Genomic DNA, 17,548 nt, shown 5'->3' on the forward strand with positions numbered 1-17,548 from the left:
GGCGATGGACGAGGAAATTAGGCGCGAGGTCGCCCGGGTAATGCTCTCCGCACTACGCGGCACCGGATTCGTTTTAACCGGCGCGGGTGCACTTTCTGAGCACCGAGTCATTTCACGTCCCACACGAGACGTTGATCTTTTTGCTACCGATCAGTTCGCTGGCAAGGTGCCAGAGATCGTGCCTCGTCTCCGCTCAGCTCTGCTCGAGAAAGGAGCAGAGCTGATTATCGGGCGTGAGTTCCAGTCTTTTGTCGACGGACGAATTCGCTGGGAGGGACACGAGGTCGGGTTTGATCTTGGCATCGATTGGCGGGGGTTTCCACCGACCGAGCTGCCTATTGGTCCCGTTCTCGACATAAGGGACTGCGTGGGATCAAAAATGGCGGCCCTCTATAGTCGCCATGAGCAACGCGACTACATGGACGTAGCCGCGATAGTGCTCGACGGCAGGTGGATGCACCCGGAGATCCTTGATATGGCGAGGCACAACGATCCAGGTCTTGAATTCACTATTCTTGCCGCGCTTCTTGACCCGGAGCATCCCGACTTTCCTCGTCGTGAGGACTTCGAGGAGTATGGATTCGGACTCGACGAAGAAGCGGATATGCGCGGTGCGCTTGGGCTTTTTCGCGAGGCGATTTTGGGGCGAGGGGCCGCAACCGAGGAACCCTAGAGCGAATCCTGCCACGCCTTGTAGAGCGCGGCGAAGCGGCCACCCTTCTCGATAAGCGCCGCGGGCGTGTCGTCCTCCACCACGACGCCGTCATGGAGCACGAGCACGCGGTCCGCGATCATGACGGTCGAGAGGCGGTGCGCGATGATGAGTGCCGTGCGGTTGCCGAGGAGCTTCGTGAGGCCCTCTTGCACGAGCCGCTCGCTCGGGAGGTCAAGCGAGCTTGTCGCTTCGTCGAGGATGAGCACGTTCGGGTTCGCAAGGAACGCACGCGCGAACGAGATGAGCTGACGCTGACCCGCGGAAACGCGGCCGCCGCGCTTGCTCACGTCCGTGTCGTAGCCGTAGGGGAGGGCTTCGATGAACTCGTGGGCGCCGATCGCCTTCGCCGCGCGGATGATTTCCTCGCGGCTTGCGCCGGGACGCCCTAACTCGATGTTGTCGGCAACGGTGCCGCTGAACAGGTAGGCCTCTTGCGTCACCATCACGACATTGCGCGTGAGTTCCTCGCTCGTGAGCTCGCGAAGATCCACACCGTCGAGCTCGACCCTGCCTTTCGTGACGTCGTAGAAACGCGACACGAGTTTCGCGATCGTCGACTTACCCGCACCCGTTTGTCCCACGAGCGCGACGGTCTGGCCCGCGGGAATCGTGAGGTCGAGGGGCTTGAGCACGAGCGGGCCATCCTCGCTATAGCGGAATTCGGCATCCGTGAACTCGATGGCGCCCCGGCCGCTCGCAATGGATTTCGCGTGTGCGGCGTGGGGGTCGGCAACCGTCGGAATTTCCCACAAAAGCGCACTGATCTTCTCCAGTGCCGCCGTTGCTGACTGGAACGAGTTGTAAAAGTTTGCGATCTCATCGACCGGCTGGAAGAAGCGCCGCGCATACAGCACGAGGGCGAGGAGCACGCCCACGCTCAAGTCACCCGAAAGAACGCGGAAGCCGCCCACGACCAACACTGCCGCGACCGTGACGTTCGCGAGCAGGCGCAGAGCAGGCTGGTAGATGCCGAACACGGAGATCGAGTTGAGGGTTGCGCGGCGGTAGTTTTCCGCGAGGGCCCGGTACTCGCGCGAGTTCGATTCCTCTTTGCGGAAGGCCTTCACGGCGCGGATGCCGTTCATCGCCTCGACGAACTGCACGATGAGCGCAGCCGAGTGGGTGCGCATGCCGCGATACGCGATACGCGAGCGCACCTGGAACCACACGGTCAGCGCGATGCAGGGGATGAGCAGCACGAGCATGATGAGGCCCGTGGGCCAGTCCATCGCGACGATCGAGGCGGCCGTGAGAACCATCGAGAGGCTCGAGCCGATGAGGATCGGCACGCCAAACTCGAGAAGCTCCCGCAGAGCTTCCATGTCAGAAGTCTGGCGAGAAACGATACGCCCGGAGGTGTAACGTTCGTGGAATTCGAGGGAAAGGCGCTGCGTGTGCCGGAAAACGCGGCGGCGCAGCTCAAGGAGGAGTCGCTGGCCGATGACGGAGGACTGGCGCGTAAAGACGAAAGTGAGGGCCGCGGCAATGATCGCGCACGCCGCGTGGAGGCCAGCCACGCCGAGTGCAGGCAGCGCGTCGCCCTCGATGAGGGCGGGAAGACCGTGGTCGATGCCCCACGCGAGAATCGCGGGCCCCGCGACGACCGCGGCCTGCGCGAGAACCACCATGATGGCGACCAGCGCGATCGAGGCCTTCTCGGGTGCGAGAAGTTCCCGAAGAAGGGCGAATGAACGCTGACGCGAGGCACGGTTTTCTTCTTTCGTGAACTCGTGGTTTTCGTCGGTGACAACCTGACTCATCGCGCACCTCCCTTCTCTTCGGCCGCGGCGCGAATCTCGGCAACCTCGAGGCTTCCCGTCTCCGTTGCCACGCGCGTGAGGTTCCGATTGCCGCGCGCTTCCTCTTCCTGATTCGCGATCACGTAACGGTAGCGTTCACTCGTGGCCATGAGCTCGGTGTGTGTGCCCACGGCCGTGATGCGGCCATCCTCGAGGAGCGCCACGCGGTCCGCGAGGGCGACCGTTGAGGTGCGGTGCGCGACGATGAGCGTGGTCGTGTGGGAGAGAACCTCGCGCAACCGCTCCGTGACGCGTTCTTCCGTTTTCGTATCGAGCGCGGAGAGCGGATCGTCGAGCAAGAGCACCGTGGGCTTCGCCGCGATCGCGCGCGCGAGGGCGAGACGCTGGCGCTGGCCGCCCGAAAGGCTCATGCCCTCCTCGCCGATGTGGGTGTCGACGCCCTCGGGTAGCTCGTAGGCGTAGCGCGCGTCGGCGGTGTCGAGGGCGAGGTCGAGCGCCTCGTCAAGCTCGGCACTGCGCGTGGAGGTGCGCGTCAATGGGGGCACGGTGCCGTCGGAACCAAAAAGCCGGTTCGAAAACTCCACGGTTCCGACGGTTCTTTCGTACCCGGGCGCCCCAAGGAGCACGTTGTCGCGAACGGAATCGCTGAAAAGCGTCGCATCCTCGAACGCGAAGGCCGTCATGCTGTGGAGGGTGTCGAGGGGGATGTCGCGCACGTCGTAGCCGTCGATCGTGATCGAGCCTGAGGTGACGTCGTAGAGGCGTGGCACGAGCTGGAGCAGGGTCGATTTGCCGGAGCCCGTGATGCCCACGAGCGCCATCGTTTCGCCGGGCTTGACCTCGAGGCTCACACCGTCGAGGAGGTCAGGCATGTGCGCGGGCGAATCGGAGTAGCGGAAGTGGACGTCGTGGAGGGCGAGGCGCCCCTCGAATGTGCGCCCGGGTTCGATTGTGGGGTGCTCGGGGTCGGTGATCGTGTTCGCGGCATCCTTGACTTCGAAGTAACGGTCGAGGGCCGTGTTGGTGTTGATGAGCATGCCAAAAAGCTGGCCGAGCATGCGCACGGGGCCCGTGACGAGCACGGCGGTCACGAAGTAGGCGCTGAGCTGGCCGAGGTTCATGTGGCCGTGTGCCGTGAGGTAGATGCCGAGCAGGAGGCTGATGGAGGTGGCGATCTCCGGGAGGCCATACATGAGCATGTCGAAGCGGGCGATGGCCGTGGCCTTTTTGACCTCGGTGCCGCGCAGTTCGTTGGCCTGATGCGTGAACTGTTCGAGGGCCGTGGGGCCGCGCCCGAAGGCCTTGAGCACGCGAATGCCCTGAACCGACTGCTCGATTGTGGTGGCGAGATCGCCGTTTTGATCCTGCGAGAGGCGCGAGAGAGTGGAGAATTGGCGGTTGAACCGGAACGAAAAGATTCCAATCGGGATCGCCGCTGCAATGAAGACGAGGGCGAGAATCCAGCTCGAGCGAAGAAGCAGGATGATGCCCACGATTACGGTGACCGCCGTGGTCACGCCCATGATCACGCCGAAGGCGATCCAGCGGCGGATGAGGTTCGTGTCGCTCATCGCGCGTGAGAGGAGCTGCCCCGAGCTCCATCGGTCGTGGAAGGCGACGGGCATGTGCTGGATTTTGTCGTAGAGATCCGTGCGCATGTCACGTTCGACTCCGGTCGCGGGCACGAGGGCGAACACGCGGCGAAGGAAAAGAAGGAGGGCCTCGAAGATGCCGAGCACGAGAACTGTGGCGCCGGCGGTCCACACGGCTGCGGCGGTGCCACCTTCAACGAGATCAGAGTTCACGAGGCGCTCGAGCACCTGCGGAATCATGAGGCCGAGAACGGCGCTGCCGATCGCGCACAAAAGCCCAAGGACGAGCCTTATGCGGATGGGTTTCACAATGCCCCACAGGCGAATCATGGGGTGCGGGCGCGGGGGAGCGGCACTGTTCTGCATGATGTACACAATCTTAGGGATGGTGGCGGTTTCGTGTGTGCTGTTTCACGAAGTGAGCGGTCATCAACGCCTAGATGAGAACCGTTCTCAATAGTGTAGGGTGGTGCCCACCTGTTCACGCGCCGAGTTCCGCGGCGCCCAGCCGAGAAAGAAGCCATGTCCCTCACAACGCCACGGGCCTCGATGTCTCGACGCCTCTTCGCCACGATGGCGGCAACCGTCGTCACCGTTACTCTCGCTATCGCCCCGTTCCATACTCCGCCCGCAAGCGCCGCGCCGGGCGAGATTCCGCGCGACTCCTCCCTTTTCGTCGCCGAAAAAGGCCACGTCGACAGCCCCAAGGTTTTCTACAAAGACGGTCATTTGAGCCTCGAAACCGAAGCCAAGGGAGAGAGGCGACCGATCGACACGGCGATCCACAACCTCGGTCACGGCTATACGCGAGAGGGCAAGCAAAACTTCATCTTCACCGTTCCGAAGAATGCCCCCGAGCTCGACTTCCTCGGAAAACCCGGGACCGACTTGTTCATGTCCCCCATGATCTCCAACCTTCCGCACGACCCGATCTGGGCAGGATTCGGCGCGGACACGGGCGTACCGATCGAAAACTTCCGTGACGGTGCCTTCACGCTTGACCTCGTCGATGTCAAGGGGCCGGGCCGCGTGGAACAGTTCCGCTGGAGTCCAGGCGGCGAAGGAGAAAGCGGATATTTGACCCGCATGCTCAGCAGTAGCGACTCCCGCTACCGAAGCGCGCTCCTCACTGCCGGGACGCACACCCACAACTACACCACGTTCTCGCGCCCGGGCCGCTACGAGCTCACGTATCGCGCGAGCGCACGCACCAAGAGCGGCTCGCTACTAGCGACGAAGGAATACACGACCCAGTGGCAAGTGGGCGGCAACCGCCCCGGAGCCGCGATGACAAGCATCGCTGAAAAGACACCCTCTCAGGCGAAACACGGATTGACGATCACCCCCGCCTCCGGCGTCGAGGGGAGGGACTCGGCAGTCGAAGGCAAGCTCCATACGCTCGAGGTCCGCACCCCGGAAGTGGAGAAGGGCACCGCAGAATTCACCGTCAACGGCTCTCACCTCGCCACCGTCGGCCTTTCGCACGGTTACGCGGGCTTCCATGAACTCCTTCCCGCCGATGCGTCCCGGTACCAGGTCAACGTTCGCGATGAATCCGGCGCTCTCCGCTACACCTCCGCGCCGCTCTCACTCAAAGACGCCAAGGCCAGCACAGGCGAAAGCGCAGACCCGCTCGCGCCGAACGCCGAAAAATCCGAAAAATTCGGCGCGAAGGAACTGAGCATCGGCTCGCGCCGCGTATCTGCCTCCTTCGCCCCCGCGAGCAACGGAACACACGCGCTCACGGTGACGGTCGACGACCCCCAATTCGCGGGCTTCGTCTCGCTTGGTCAGTTCAGCTCCGAAAAAGACGACCTGCCCAACACGACGTTTGACACCGCGGTTCGCGGCGGCAAAGCCACCCTCAGCGTCCCGAGCAGTTACCTCGACAGTGGTGACGCGCTCAAGCTCAGTCTCACTCCGCATCCGCTCGTGCGCAACGCCAAGAAAACCTCGGTGACCCTCGCGTCCTCATTCAACGCACGCGACACCTTTAAGAAAACGTTCGAGCTGAGCCCGGATGGGGCAACATCACCGAGCAATGATCAGCCGCGCCCCGACCCCTCGCAGCCGTCGGACCCGACCACTCCCGGCGAGGCACCAACGTGCCGCGACCGCCTCCTGATCGACCACGGTCACCTCGATCTCGCCCTCCAGGGCGATGCGAGCGGCGTGAGCTCAACGATCAAGGACGACAGCCGAATCGGCGCGAAAAATACCGTCGATCGCGATGGCGGCGAGATTGCTCTTGTCGTGAGCGATGCCGCCAAGGAAGCGCGCACCAAGGCGCAGGCTGGCAAGGAATGGGACGGCATTCTCGCGCCCGTGGGGGAACCGACGTGGGTGCTCCCGTTCTCGCAGAATCCCTCCCTTCCCTGGCCCGGGTACAGCACGGAACGCGTCAAGGAAGGAGACTTCTCCTCCTACGAACTGACGCTTGAGAAAGTCACGGGCCCCGGCGACGTGTCGCTCTTCGTCCCCGACGGCCTCGGCGGAAAACCGAGGACACTGCTGGCCTCACGCAAGGGGGCCCCGCGCTCCCTCCCGATCGAAGGCCCCACACACGCGCACACTGCGTGGGCCTTCACCAAGCCGGGCACGTACACCCTGACCTTCACCTACAAGGCGGTGAAGCCCGACGGCACCACGGTGACCTCGAACCCTCAGACCCTCACGATCCTCGTGGGCAAGAATGCGAAAGACGAGTTCTGTTCGGCGACTACGCTAGAGCCATGATTCACTCACGCATGGATTTTCACTCGCCCGCACACGGGATGGGCACGAGCGCGGTGGTGCTTTACCCGCAGCAAACCGACGGCCAGATCGGTATGGCGGGAGGGATCGACCTCGACGAGAACGGCGAGCCGCGCGTTCCGGTCCTGTACCTCCTGCACGGCCTGAGCGACGACTGCACGGGATGGACGCGCCGCACGAGCATCGAACGCTACGCCTCCGCGAAGGGGATCTGCGTGGTGATGCCCGAGGTGCGCCGTTCGTTTTACGCCGATGAAGTGCTCGGTGAAAAGTACTGGACGTACGTGAGCGAGGAGCTTCCCGCGCTCATCAACCAGACCTTCCGGATTTCGACGGCTCGCGAAGACACGTTCGTTGCTGGCCTCTCCATGGGCGGCTTCGGCGCGATGAAGCTCGCGCTCAACCAGCCCGAGCGCTTCGCCGCGGCAGGCTCATTCTCGGGCGCGCTTGCGGTTGCGGAGCGCGACTACACCGAGTTCGGGCATGCAATGCCCGCGCGAATATGGGGTCAGGGCCTCACGCCCGAGGACGGAAGCGTGTACGAGTCGTACTTCGAGGGCGTGGAGCAGGGCGCGTTTCCCGCGATTGACGATCTCAACGCGCTCGCGCAGAAGGCCGAGCCGGGCTCGCTTCCGCGATTGTGGATCGGGTGCGGAACCGAAGATTTCCTGCTTGAGGAAACGCGGGCTTTCGTGAGCACGCTCGAAGAGGCGGGGCATGCGCACGAGGTGACGTACACGCCCGGGGCCCACGAATGGGCCGTGTGGGACGAGTACGTGCGTCGCTTCCTCGACTGGATCTAACGCTCGGGCGCTTCGCCGGAGTCCTTGGTGCCCTCGGTGTTCGTGCTGTCGAGTGCGTCGAACACCTGCCCCGATGTCGCGTTTTCCAGAACCCGCTCGCCGATGAGAGCGATCGGGAGTGCCGCGAAACCGCCGTGTTGCTGCGCGAACGCCCACGCCTCGGTGTCGTGGTGGTAGTTGACCCACGACGTGCGCGGATCGGTGGGCTGAAGCGCGATCTGGATTTGGGCGCTGTGCTTATCGGCGGGTGACCACACGATGATCGCGTGGTCCGGGGCGCGGCGCGTGAGTGCGTCGAGCCACGGGGTGTGCTGACCCTTGCGGGCGGGGGAGACCCACCACGCGAAGAACAGGGTGGGCACGAGGATGATCGTCATCGTGATCCACCACCCGTAGTACGCGCAGATCGCCGCGGCGACCGCCCCCACGAGCAGAAACATGGCCGTGCGCAGCCACAGCCGGATCGCAGGCGGGTGCGAGCGGGAGTTGCGCGTGCTCATGACTGCGCCTCCTCGCGCGCGTTGTTCTCAATATCCGCGAGGGCATCGAGATTGTCGATGTCCTCGGTATCGAGGTGCACATGGGCGTGCGTGAGCGTGCACCCGTGGGCGTTCGCGTTGTGGCGAAGCGTGTTCACGAAGGCCGCGATCGCGGGGATCTTGAGCGCACCGGGGCGGTTGACGATGCCGATCACGCGGTTGTCGAGCTCTTTCACTTCCTTGATGACGACCGTGTCGTTCGGGTAGGCCTCGAGGGCAATCTCGGGAAGGAGCGCGATAACGCCCGTGTTGTGCCCCACGAGGCGCTGGGCCACCGTCGAATCGTCCGTGCAGTACCGAATATCGGGTGTGAAGCCCGCGACCTGTGCGTGGTGGTGGAGGTTCGCGCTGCACCTATCGCAGCCGGCAACCCACGCCTCGCCGTTCAAATCCTTCATGCTGATGTCGTCTCGCTTCGCGAGAGGATGCCCCTTCGGGAGAATGAGCCGCACCGGGTCGGCGAGGATCGGCGTCCACTCGAGCGCTTCGTGCTCCTCGGGTGGGGTTTGCGAGTAGCGGAAAATCATCGCGACGTCGAAGTTATTGCCGCGCACGCCTTCGAGTGCCTCGGGCGGCTCGCATTCGGTGAAGCCCAGTTCTATGCCGGGGTAGTCCTTTTCCATGCGGGCGAGGGTTGGAGGTAGCAGCATCGCGGCGGCCGAAGGAAAAGCCGCGCAGCGCACGAGGCCCTTCTTGAGGGCGGCGAGGTCGTTCATTTCGGTCTCCGCTGCCTCGAGGTTCGCCGCAATCGCGGCAGCGTGCACGGCGAGTCGCGCGCCGGCCTCGGTGGGGGTGACGCCGCCCGAGCCGCGCACGACGAGCTGCATGCCAGTATCTTTTTCGAGGGCAGCGATGTGCTGGGACACGGCGGGCTGGGTCCAGCCAAGCTCACGCGCCGCGGCGCCGATCGAGCCATTGGTGACCACTCTGTTGAAGATCACGAGTCTGCGAGGATCCATACGCCCGAGTCTACAGGCCTCCAAAGGGTTTCTTATGGGGTGTGTGCTACGTCTAGGATTGATTCTCGTAACAGGTTCACTCGGGAGGCACCGGATGCGGCGACTCAGCGGCCATCTCCAGCGCTATGCGTGGGGCTCGCCCACGCACCTGCCTGAATTCCTTTCGGTTGAGGCTGACGGCACCCCGTGGGCGGAACTGTGGTTCGGCGCCCACCCGCTTGCGCCCGCAACTCTCACGGCAAGTGGCGAGGCCCTCAACGAAGCGATTGCCCATCACCCGGAGAGCATGCTCGGCGAACCTGTCACGCGTGCCTTTGGAAACGCCCTCCCGTTCCTCCTCAAGCTCATCGCTCCTAAGGAGCCTCTCTCACTCCAGGTGCACCCCACGCGAGAGCATGCGCGCGAATGCTTTGCCGCCGAAAACGCCGCGGGCCTCGCGCTCGATTCGCCCGAGCGCAACTACCGCGATGCAAACCATAAGCCCGAGATGGTGCTCGCCCTCGAACCCTTTGAGGCGCTGTGCGGCTTCCGCACCCCGCGCAAGGCCGCTTCGATTCTCGAGGGGCTCGAGGCTCCGCTCGCGAAGCGCATACTCGCCTTGCTTGAGGCCCAGCCGAGCGCGCACGGTATGCGGGCAGCGTTCCGCATGCTGGTGGCCCCCACGATGCGCCCCGATCCGGGCGAGATCGTCGCGCTCGCCGAGGAATGCGCCGTGCGCCTGCGGGCACGCACCTCGCCCTCGCCACGCATCGACCGCGCCGTCGCCCTCCTCAACGAGAAATACCCCGGCGACCCGGGCGTTGCCGCGACCCTCTTGCTCAACCCCGTATCGCTCAAGCCGGGCGAGGCGATGTTCGTTCCGGCAGGCGCCCTCCACTCCTACCTGAGCGGCTTCGCGGTCGAAATCATGGCCTCGAGCGACAACGTGCTACGCGCAGGCATCACCCCGAAGAAGGTGGACGCCGACGAACTTCTGCAATGCGTGTCCGTGAGCGCCGCCCCGCCGATTCGTATCGCGCCAGAGCGCCTCAACGACGCCACGAGCGCGTACTTCGCCCCAATCGACGATTTCGAGCTCTCGACGTTCACGAGTGAGGCGGGCGATGACTCCTCGGCCCAAACTTTCGTGGGCACGGGCCCGCGCATCGTCGTGTGCCTCGACGGGCCCCTCGTGCTCGACACTTCCGCGGGCAGCGACACACTTGAGCGCGGCGAGGCCGTGTTCATCGCCGCTCACGAAGGCGCGCTCACGGTGCGTGGGCACGGCCGGCTCGTGCAAGCGGGCGTGCCGTAGGCCAGTTCCGACGCTTGCCTACGCCTCAGCGCCCCCGTGTTCTCCAAGGTGCATCCACGCGTCACTTCGGCCGCGCCACCAGAGCGTCGCGGCGCGCGAGGCCAGGAACACGAAGGTGAAGATCGCCCACAGAAGCGCCAGTGCGAACGGGGAATCGGCGGGAAGTAGGCCGGCGTCGGACACCCACCAGAGCCCGAGGGCAAACGGGAGATACGCACCCATCGTGACGAGCCCGGCGAGCCCAAGATAGCGGGCGTCGCCCGCGCCCATGTACACCCCGTCGAGCACAAAAACGTACCCGGCGAGTGGCTGCGCGACGAGCAAAACCACGAGTGCCCACGTGAGCGAGCGCTGCACCGCGGGGTCGGGCGTAAACACCTGGGGGAGCACGAACGACGCAAGAAGGAGCACGGTGGCGACGGCGAGCCCGCCGACGAAAGACCAGCGCACGAGCGTACGCGTCACGGACTCGACGCTCTTGCGGTCGCCCGCCCCGAGATGCTTGCCGGTGAGGGCTTGCGCCGCGATCGCGAGGGAATCGAGGGCGAGGGCCGTGAGGGAGAAAACGGAGTTCATGAGTTGATGCGCGGCGAGCGTGACCTCGCCGAGCTTGATCGCGATAGCCGTGGCCGTGAGGAGCACGACGCGCATCGTGACCGAGCGGATGAACAGCCAGCGCCCTTCTTTCCACGCGGAGCTCACGCCCGAGAAGTTCGGGGCGAGGCTTACCGAGCGGCGTTGGGCTCCGCGCACAATGATCCCGATGTACCACGCCGCCATGCCCCACTGGCAGATGAGCGTGCCGATCGCGGAGCCCGCGATACCGAGATCAAGGCCGAAGATCAGCGCCCAGTTGATGGGCACATTGAGCACCGCGCCCACGCCCGCGATGATGAGCGTGATGCGCGTGTCCTGGAGACCTCGCACGAGCCCGAGGGCCGCCTGGATCATGAGCATCGCTGGAAGGCCCGCAGTGGAAATGCGCAGGTAGGTGGCCGCCTCGTGGGCGACCTCGGCGCGAGGCCCGAAAAGCCCGATCACGACGTCCGCGCCGAAGCCCAGCACGAGTGCGCACCCGAGGCCAATGAGGGCGGCGAGCCACGTGGCATCGATGCCCTTCGTGAGGGCGCGAGTCATGTTCCCAGCGCCCACAGCCCGCGCGACCGCCGCGGTCGTCGAGTACGCGAGGAAAATTGCGAGGCCCACGACCGTCGTGAGGATCGTCGAGGCGATCGAGAGGCCGGCGAGAGCCGCCGTGGACACGTGCCCCACGAACGCCGAATCCACGAGAATAAACAGCGGTTCGGCAACGAGAGCGCCGAGGGCGGGAATCGCAAGTGCAAGGATTGCGCGCGCATCGGTTCGGGGCTGAGGCGAATCGGTGGGGGCAGAAGAACTCACGCGTCGATGCTACGGTGCGCATCCGCGTCCACTCGAGCGCCAGGCGCGCCAAACGTGACGAGGAAGTCACGGCCTCAATTCGATGAGCGCTGCTTCGTGCGGTAAAGTGGATCCGGTTCAGGGGCTATAGCTCAGTTGGTAGAGCGTTTCGTTCGCAATGAAAAGGTCAGGGGTTCGATTCCCCTTAGCTCCACTGAAACAAAGCGACCTCCACCAGGACAAACACCCGGTGGGGGTTCTCTTTATCCAAACTGAAGCGGCGAGTTGCTACACATCTTGTTACACATCTTGAAAAGTGCTCGACTCCGTTTGGTTTGTTTCCGTGCAAAAACTAACTGGTCCGGCCAGCGCCACCTGTCACGGCGGCCCCTGCGGGTTTTATGTGGCGTCACCGGCGCAGCAGCGCCAGGCCCGCTTCGAGGTCCGCGATGATGGCGTTGCGAGTCGCGTCCGGGTTGTTCAGGCTGTCGAGCGTGAGCCCGTTGACGAGGGCGGTGACAATGCGGGCGCCGCGGGCCGGGGTGATGCCCTCCCGCAACTGACCCGATCGCGCGGCGATATCGAGGGCTGCCGCGGTTTGTTCCTGAAAGAAGTTCAGCTCCGCGGTGTAGAGCGCTGCGAGCCACTCCCGCGTTGAGGCGGCGGCGCCGATGATTACCCAGGTGGCCGCATCTTCGCGCTGTTCCGGGCCGATGGGGAGTAACTCAGCGAGTACCTCGACCAAGGAGGTTGCTGGAGTGGCGCGTTGCCGCGCTTCCTCGGCGCGGTGGACCTGACGCTGAATGGACCGAACGAAGGCTTTCGCGATTAGTTCATCGCGGGTACCCATGTGGTACTGCACGGTGCCGGGAGCGACGTTGGCCTGTGCGGCGACAGTGCGGACGCTGAGGGCATCGAAGCCGTCGCGGACGAGAACGGTGAGCGCGGCGTCAGCGATGTGTGCAGCTGCATGGCTGAAGCGGTGATCGCGCGTGATGTCCATAGTGGATGCTCGTTTCCTTGACAAACGCGGGACTTATTCATACGATTGTACTACGTAATACGTTCGTACGAGAAGGTTAGTTGTATGTCGCTCCTTTCGCTGGTGGGGCTCGCCCTCGTCGATTCGCTGAGTGTGGGCACGCTCGTCATCCCACTGGGGCTCATCATCGTCTGGCGTGGGCTGAAGCCTCGCCTGTTTGGGACGTATTTGCTGACGATCTTGATCGCTTACTTTGGGCTCGGGATGACGCTGCTGCTCGGGTTCACAGCACTCTCCTCCTTCATGGCCGAAGCGAGTAAGAGCAGAGGTTTCACCATTGTCATGCTCATCGTCGGTATCCTCCTTGCCGCGTACGGCATTCTGGCCCCCACCCCGAAACAGCGCGATCACACCGGCGACGACAGTCCGCAGATGACCAAGTTGCAGACCATCGCATCCGCTCCAGAGGCGATGGTGAGCCTTGCGCTGGGGGCTTGCGTCATCGAAGCCGCCACGATGCTGCCCTACCTTGCCGCCGTCGGCATCGTCGAATCCTTCGACTTGCCCTTTACCGTGAAGGCACTCATCATGGCCGGGTACTGCATCGTCATGATCGTGCCCGCACTCATTGCTGGCGTGCTGGCGCGCATCATGGGACCCACCATCACCCGCACCCTGACGCGCTGGCAACCCCGCCTTGAATACGAGGCCAAGGTCACACTGTTGTGGATCGCCGCGATCGCCGGCATCATCATCGCCGTGAACAGCTTCGGTGCTCTGTCGCGCATGTGACGTGGTCGAACCGGCCGCGCGTTGACTAATTTCTAGGGCCGCACAGTTTCCCCGCTGCCCATGGCGTCCCGCACCTTCTCCTGCAACCGACACCCTCCCCGCATCTTCCCCTTCATCTCCGGGCGCCTTGAAAGTGGTGAAAAATCGCCTCTAGACCCGAGAATTCGACTGCTGGGGGTCGTTTTTCACCACTTTCGAAAAGGAGAGGCGAGGGCGGCTAGGTCCGGCGCCCGTGTTCCACCGCCCGTGGCCTGCCGCTCACATCGTGAACACTTTTCACGATTTTCGTCTCAGTTCCCATGGGTCCCGAGGCTTCTTCAACGGAAGGCGTCACAATAGCTCCATGACCAGTCCCAAGACTTCACACGAATCGGCCCTCAGCCGCCTTGTCACGACCCGCCGCGCCGCGCTTGCCGCGGGAGGCGCAACCGCTGCCGTGCTCCTGGCCGCATGCGGAAACTCCGGGAGCAAGGAAGGCAAGCAAGCGTCGGATTCTGGCGCTTCCGACGCCACCCCCGCTCTGCCCGAGCCCACGCAGAGCGCTGCCGTTAGCGTGCCGTTCGACGAATCGAAGCCCTACCTCGAGTTCAACCCCGATTCCGAGGGGCCGGTCGTCGAGTTGCTCGTTGACTACCGCTGCCCTCACTGCAAGCTCTTTGCCGAGGCGCAGGATAAGGACATTCGCGAACTCGTCGAGAAGGGCTACATCAACTACCGCGTCTACCCGCGCCCGATGCTCGACATGCGCACCGGCCTCAGCTTCTCGAACGATACGGCGAGCGCTGTCGTCGCCTCGTGGGTCGAGGATCCGAAGCTGTTCTGGGACATGAACGAGGCGATGTTCGCCCTTCAGCCGGAATCGCCCGAGGATCACACGCCCGACACCGCGGAGGTGGCCGAGGCAGCCGTCAAGGCCGGTGCGAGCGAAGAGGTCAAGAAGGCAGTTCTCGACGAGAAGTACCGCGACTACGTCGCGACTATCGAAGAGGTCGGCCAGGAACGCCAGGTTGGCACCCCGACCGTGTATATCGACGGCGAGGAGTGGATGGGCGACGGCGAGCAGCCGGGAACGCTCAAGGTCGATCTCGTGAAGGCGATTGCCGCGAAGGCAAAGAAGTAAAAATTCCCGATTGATACCCTTCAGTCATGGAAAAGCGAGCCGCGCACGAGGGTGATGTCGGCTCGCTTTTCACGTGGCACGTGCCGCTTTTTGCGGTTGCCAATCGTCGAGCCTTCGCGCGCGAGCGGCGTGCACGCGTGGACGCGTGGTGTGCGGGGCAAGCGTCGGATTCTCTCGAAAGGCACCTGGTCGAGCTCGTGACTGCGCCCGAGGCGCCCTCGGCAGCGCTCTGCCATGCCGCCCTAGAAAGATCCGCTTCCGCCCCGGGGTTTTCGGGCCCTGACCAGTACCTTCGCGCCGCCTTGCTGCAGCGCTTTGCGCTCTCGGCAGTGGACCCGGGCGGCGCAGGCGGGGGTCGGCGGGCACGCGCATTTGGTCCGACGGATGCCTACGATGCCGCAGCAGAGGCGTTCGCGTGGTGTGAAGCCTCGGGGGAGAACGACGCCGTGGCCCGTGTTCCCGACGTTGCCGTTGAACTGGGCCTTACCCTCGTGCGCGCGGCACTCGTGGCTGAGCGCGGAGAGGCGGTGGAGCGACCTCTTGCCGTTGTGGCGGAGCTTGCGCCGAACGTCGAGGCTTCGCATGTGCGCTTCCATGCGTGGTCGTCGATCGCGATTGCACGCCTCGCTCTCGGTATTCCGGAGGAGGCGTTGATTCCCGTTAATCGCGCGAAGATTCTTGCGGATCGCGCAGGCGACCTCGCAGGGCAGTGGCACGGCGAGCGGATCCGGGCGCAAGCGCTCGGCATGATGGGGCGGGAGCGGGCTGAAGTTGCCGCGCACGCTGAGCTCGCAGGCCTTGCCGAACGTGTCGCCGACGACCTCGATAGCACTCCCGAGTTGCGGCGCGATGCGACGATTTCGGCACTTCAGGCCCGCGCGCACGTGCTCGCACACATGCGAGCCGATGGCCGGGACCGAGCCGCAGCGAACGAGATTGAGGCGATGCGACGTCGAATGGCACGCGCTCGCGCTGCGGGCGATGCGGACGATGCAGTTCTTGCTGAGTTCGAGGCTCTCGCGAGCTAAGCCATCGTGTCGCGCAAGACTGCGATCACGCGGTCCGCTTCCGTGTCGGGGTTGACGAAGACAAGTCGCAGCACCGTTTCGCCGCCGTGCTTGGTGGGGATGCACAGGATCACGCCGTCGCGGGCCATGCGCTGCGACCACTCGTGATACTGCTCGTCGGTCCAGCCGGGGCGGCGGAACACGAGAACGCTCAGCTCGGGTTCGATGACCATTTCGAGGTGGTCAATGTCGTCGATGCCGCGGCGCACCGCGCGCGAGGTCGAAAGGCACTTCTCGATCGCCTCGGAATACTTCGCCGTGCCGTGCGTCAGCAGCGAATACCACAGCGGGAGACCGCGGGTGCGTCGTGAGAGGTGGGCCGCGAGGTCGCTCGGGTTAGCGTCGGACCTCACGATCGAATCCAAGTATTCGGCGTGCTGAGAATGCGCGCGGTAGGCGGGGCTCGGGTCCCGGTACACGAGGGCGCAGCAATCGTATGGGGCGAAGAGCCATTTGTGGGGGTCGACGATGAAGGAATCGGCTTGTTCGATGCCGTCGAAGCGCGGGCGGGCGCTCGGGGCAGCGAGGGCGGCGCCACCGTAAGCGCCATCGATGTGGACCCACACGCCGCGTGCGTGAGCGACTTCGACCACGGAACGGATGTCGTCAACGATGCCCGCGTTAGTTGTGCCGCCCGAGGCGACGACTGCGAACACGCCCGGGTTCTCGTCGAGGGCACGCGCGAGATTCGGACCGCTCAGGTGGCCGCGCTCATCGACGGGAACGGTGACGACTTCGACGTCGAGAAGGCGCGCCGCGCTGCGGATCGACGAGTGGGCGCTGCTCGCGCACGCGACCTTGAAGCCCGTTGTGGGGCGGCCGTCCATGAACACGCCGCGGGCGGCCCATTCCTCGCGGGCTTTCTCGCGGGCCGTCGCGAGCGCCGAAAGGTTGCCGCTTGTGCCGCCCGAGACGAAGGCGCCAGCGGATTCTTCGGGCCAGCCGAGGAGATCCATAAGCCAGCGCAGTACCTGGTTTTCGGCCCAGATCGCGCCGGCGCCGGCCTCCCACACGCCACCGAACACGTTGGCGGCGCTCACGACGTTGTCGAAGGCAACGGCCGCGCGCGTGGGGGCGCCGGGGATGTAGGCGAGGTTCATGGGGTCATCGGCGGCGCGGGTCGCAGGGATGAGAATGTTTTCGTAGATCTCGAGGGCTCGATCGGCGCCGATGCCCTCTTCGGTGATCATGTCGCCCGCCAGCGCCTTGACGGCTTCGTCAAGCTCGGCTGCGGAGCGTGCCGTCGCCTTCGGGTCATGGGCGAGAGCCGTGTGCTCGCGCGCCCACTTCTGTGCGGCCTCGACGGCGTGCTGCTCATCCCCCCACACGCTCGACAGCATGCGGCTGGGGCGTCGGGTGGCGTAGGCGGTGGAGGGGGATTCAGCGGGTGCGTTGGCATCCGGGTTGTCGTTCCGACGCTCGCCCGCGTCCTGTTGAAGCTCATTCTTCTGTTCGTTAGTGCTCACGCTCTCAATTTTAGGTGCGGCAGCCCGGAGCTGCCTCAGGTCAGCTGCGCCTCGTCGTTCTTCAACACGGGACGCTTCCCGCCCCTCGGACAATCTCCACAATTGGCGTTGGTGTCCTCGCGCTCATGGCGGCGTGCCGCTTATGGCCGCACGGCCGCTTCCTCAGGCGCTCGATTCTGTCGCGAGCGTTCTTCCCCGTGTTTTTCAGGTTGCCTAACTGTCGTATCTGGGTGTGGCGCTGGTGTAGGTGCGCCCGCTCTGCGTGGTCCAAATGGTGAGGTTACCCTCGTTTAGTGGACACCCTATTAGTGCGGATCTTGTGTCC

The 17,548-nt window shown here is 64.5% G+C and carries 14 protein-coding genes and 1 tRNA gene; 8 read left to right on the plus strand and 7 right to left on the minus strand.

What is annotated here, in order from left to right:
* Positions 1-4: 4 nt before the first annotated feature.
* Positions 5-673, plus strand: coding sequence for a nucleotidyl transferase AbiEii/AbiGii toxin family protein (locus tag DAD186_RS00660; RefSeq protein ID WP_065247080.1), 669 nt, complete (start codon positions 5-7; stop codon positions 671-673).
* On the opposite strand, the gene DAD186_RS00665 is transcribed toward DAD186_RS00660, so the two are convergent.
* Together DAD186_RS00665 and DAD186_RS00670 are read right to left on the minus strand one after the other, a co-directional pair.
* Complete coding sequence (locus tag DAD186_RS00665) at positions 670-2,475, minus strand: ABC transporter ATP-binding protein (protein ID WP_065247081.1); 1,806 nt, start codon at positions 2,473-2,475, stop codon at positions 670-672. The two genes, DAD186_RS00660 and DAD186_RS00665, sit on opposite strands and share 4 nt — an antisense overlap.
* Positions 2,472-4,433, minus strand: a complete 1,962-nt coding sequence (locus DAD186_RS00670) for an ABC transporter ATP-binding protein (protein ID WP_236886262.1) — start codon at positions 4,431-4,433, stop codon at positions 2,472-2,474. The genes DAD186_RS00665 and DAD186_RS00670 overlap by 4 nt, the downstream gene beginning before the upstream one ends.
* 156 nt (positions 4,434-4,589) lie before the next feature.
* Here DAD186_RS00670 and DAD186_RS00675 point away from each other — a divergent pair, with 156 nt between their 5' ends.
* Complete coding sequence (locus DAD186_RS00675) at positions 4,590-6,803, plus strand: choice-of-anchor M domain-containing protein (protein ID WP_065247082.1); 2,214 nt, start codon at positions 4,590-4,592, stop codon at positions 6,801-6,803.
* Positions 6,800-7,624: an alpha/beta hydrolase gene (locus DAD186_RS00680; protein ID WP_065247083.1), complete on the plus strand. Its 825-nt coding sequence runs from the start codon at positions 6,800-6,802 to the stop codon at positions 7,622-7,624. Before DAD186_RS00675 ends, DAD186_RS00680 begins: the two co-directional genes overlap by 4 nt.
* Here DAD186_RS00680 and DAD186_RS00685 read toward each other — a convergent pair.
* Positions 7,621-8,124, minus strand: coding sequence for a hypothetical protein (locus tag DAD186_RS00685; protein WP_065247084.1), 504 nt, complete (start codon positions 8,122-8,124; stop codon positions 7,621-7,623). The genes DAD186_RS00680 and DAD186_RS00685 overlap by 4 nt on opposite strands.
* Positions 8,121-9,122 carry a LysR family transcriptional regulator gene (locus DAD186_RS00690; RefSeq protein ID WP_167550745.1) on the minus strand — a complete coding sequence of 334 codons (1,002 nt, stop codon included), beginning with the start codon at positions 9,120-9,122 and terminating at the stop codon, positions 8,121-8,123. The genes DAD186_RS00685 and DAD186_RS00690 overlap by 4 nt, the downstream gene beginning before the upstream one ends.
* Before the next feature lie 94 nt (positions 9,123-9,216).
* Between DAD186_RS00690 and manA the strand changes: the two genes are divergently transcribed.
* Positions 9,217-10,416, plus strand: a complete 1,200-nt coding sequence (gene manA / locus DAD186_RS00695) for a mannose-6-phosphate isomerase, class I (RefSeq protein ID WP_065247086.1) — start codon at positions 9,217-9,219, stop codon at positions 10,414-10,416.
* An 18-nt stretch (positions 10,417-10,434) separates the two neighbouring features.
* On the opposite strand, the gene DAD186_RS00700 is transcribed toward manA, so the two are convergent.
* Positions 10,435-11,817, minus strand: coding sequence for an MATE family efflux transporter (locus DAD186_RS00700; RefSeq protein WP_065247087.1), 1,383 nt, complete (start codon positions 11,815-11,817; stop codon positions 10,435-10,437).
* A 120-nt stretch (positions 11,818-11,937) separates the two neighbouring features.
* Here DAD186_RS00700 and DAD186_RS00705 point away from each other — a divergent pair.
* Positions 11,938-12,010 (plus strand) — tRNA-Ala (locus DAD186_RS00705).
* A gap of 195 nt (positions 12,011-12,205) precedes the next feature.
* On the opposite strand, the gene DAD186_RS00710 is transcribed toward DAD186_RS00705, so the two are convergent.
* A complete protein-coding gene (locus DAD186_RS00710; protein WP_065247088.1) occupies positions 12,206-12,799 on the minus strand; it encodes a TetR/AcrR family transcriptional regulator in 594 nt (197 codons plus the stop codon).
* Between the two features lie 84 nt (positions 12,800-12,883).
* Here DAD186_RS00710 and DAD186_RS00715 point away from each other — a divergent pair, with 84 nt between their 5' ends.
* From DAD186_RS00715 to DAD186_RS00725, 3 genes are all read left to right on the plus strand, one after another.
* Positions 12,884-13,570, plus strand: a complete 687-nt coding sequence (locus tag DAD186_RS00715; RefSeq protein WP_065247089.1) for a GAP family protein — start codon at positions 12,884-12,886, stop codon at positions 13,568-13,570.
* Between the two features lie 343 nt (positions 13,571-13,913).
* Positions 13,914-14,690 carry a DsbA family protein gene (locus DAD186_RS00720; protein ID WP_065247090.1) on the plus strand — a complete coding sequence of 259 codons (777 nt, stop codon included), beginning with the start codon at positions 13,914-13,916 and terminating at the stop codon, positions 14,688-14,690.
* Positions 14,691-14,716: 26 nt separating this feature from the next.
* Positions 14,717-15,718, plus strand: coding sequence for a hypothetical protein (locus tag DAD186_RS00725; RefSeq protein ID WP_065247091.1), 1,002 nt, complete (start codon positions 14,717-14,719; stop codon positions 15,716-15,718).
* On the opposite strand, the gene DAD186_RS00730 is transcribed toward DAD186_RS00725, so the two are convergent.
* Positions 15,715-17,223, minus strand: coding sequence for a pyridoxal phosphate-dependent decarboxylase family protein (locus tag DAD186_RS00730; protein WP_082991005.1), 1,509 nt, complete (start codon positions 17,221-17,223; stop codon positions 15,715-15,717). The two genes, DAD186_RS00725 and DAD186_RS00730, sit on opposite strands and share 4 nt — an antisense overlap.
* Positions 17,224-17,548: the final 325 nt, after the last annotated feature.

It is taken from the genome of Dermabacter vaginalis (assembly GCF_001678905.1).
Lineage (GTDB): Bacteria > Actinomycetota > Actinomycetes > Actinomycetales > Dermabacteraceae > Dermabacter > Dermabacter vaginalis.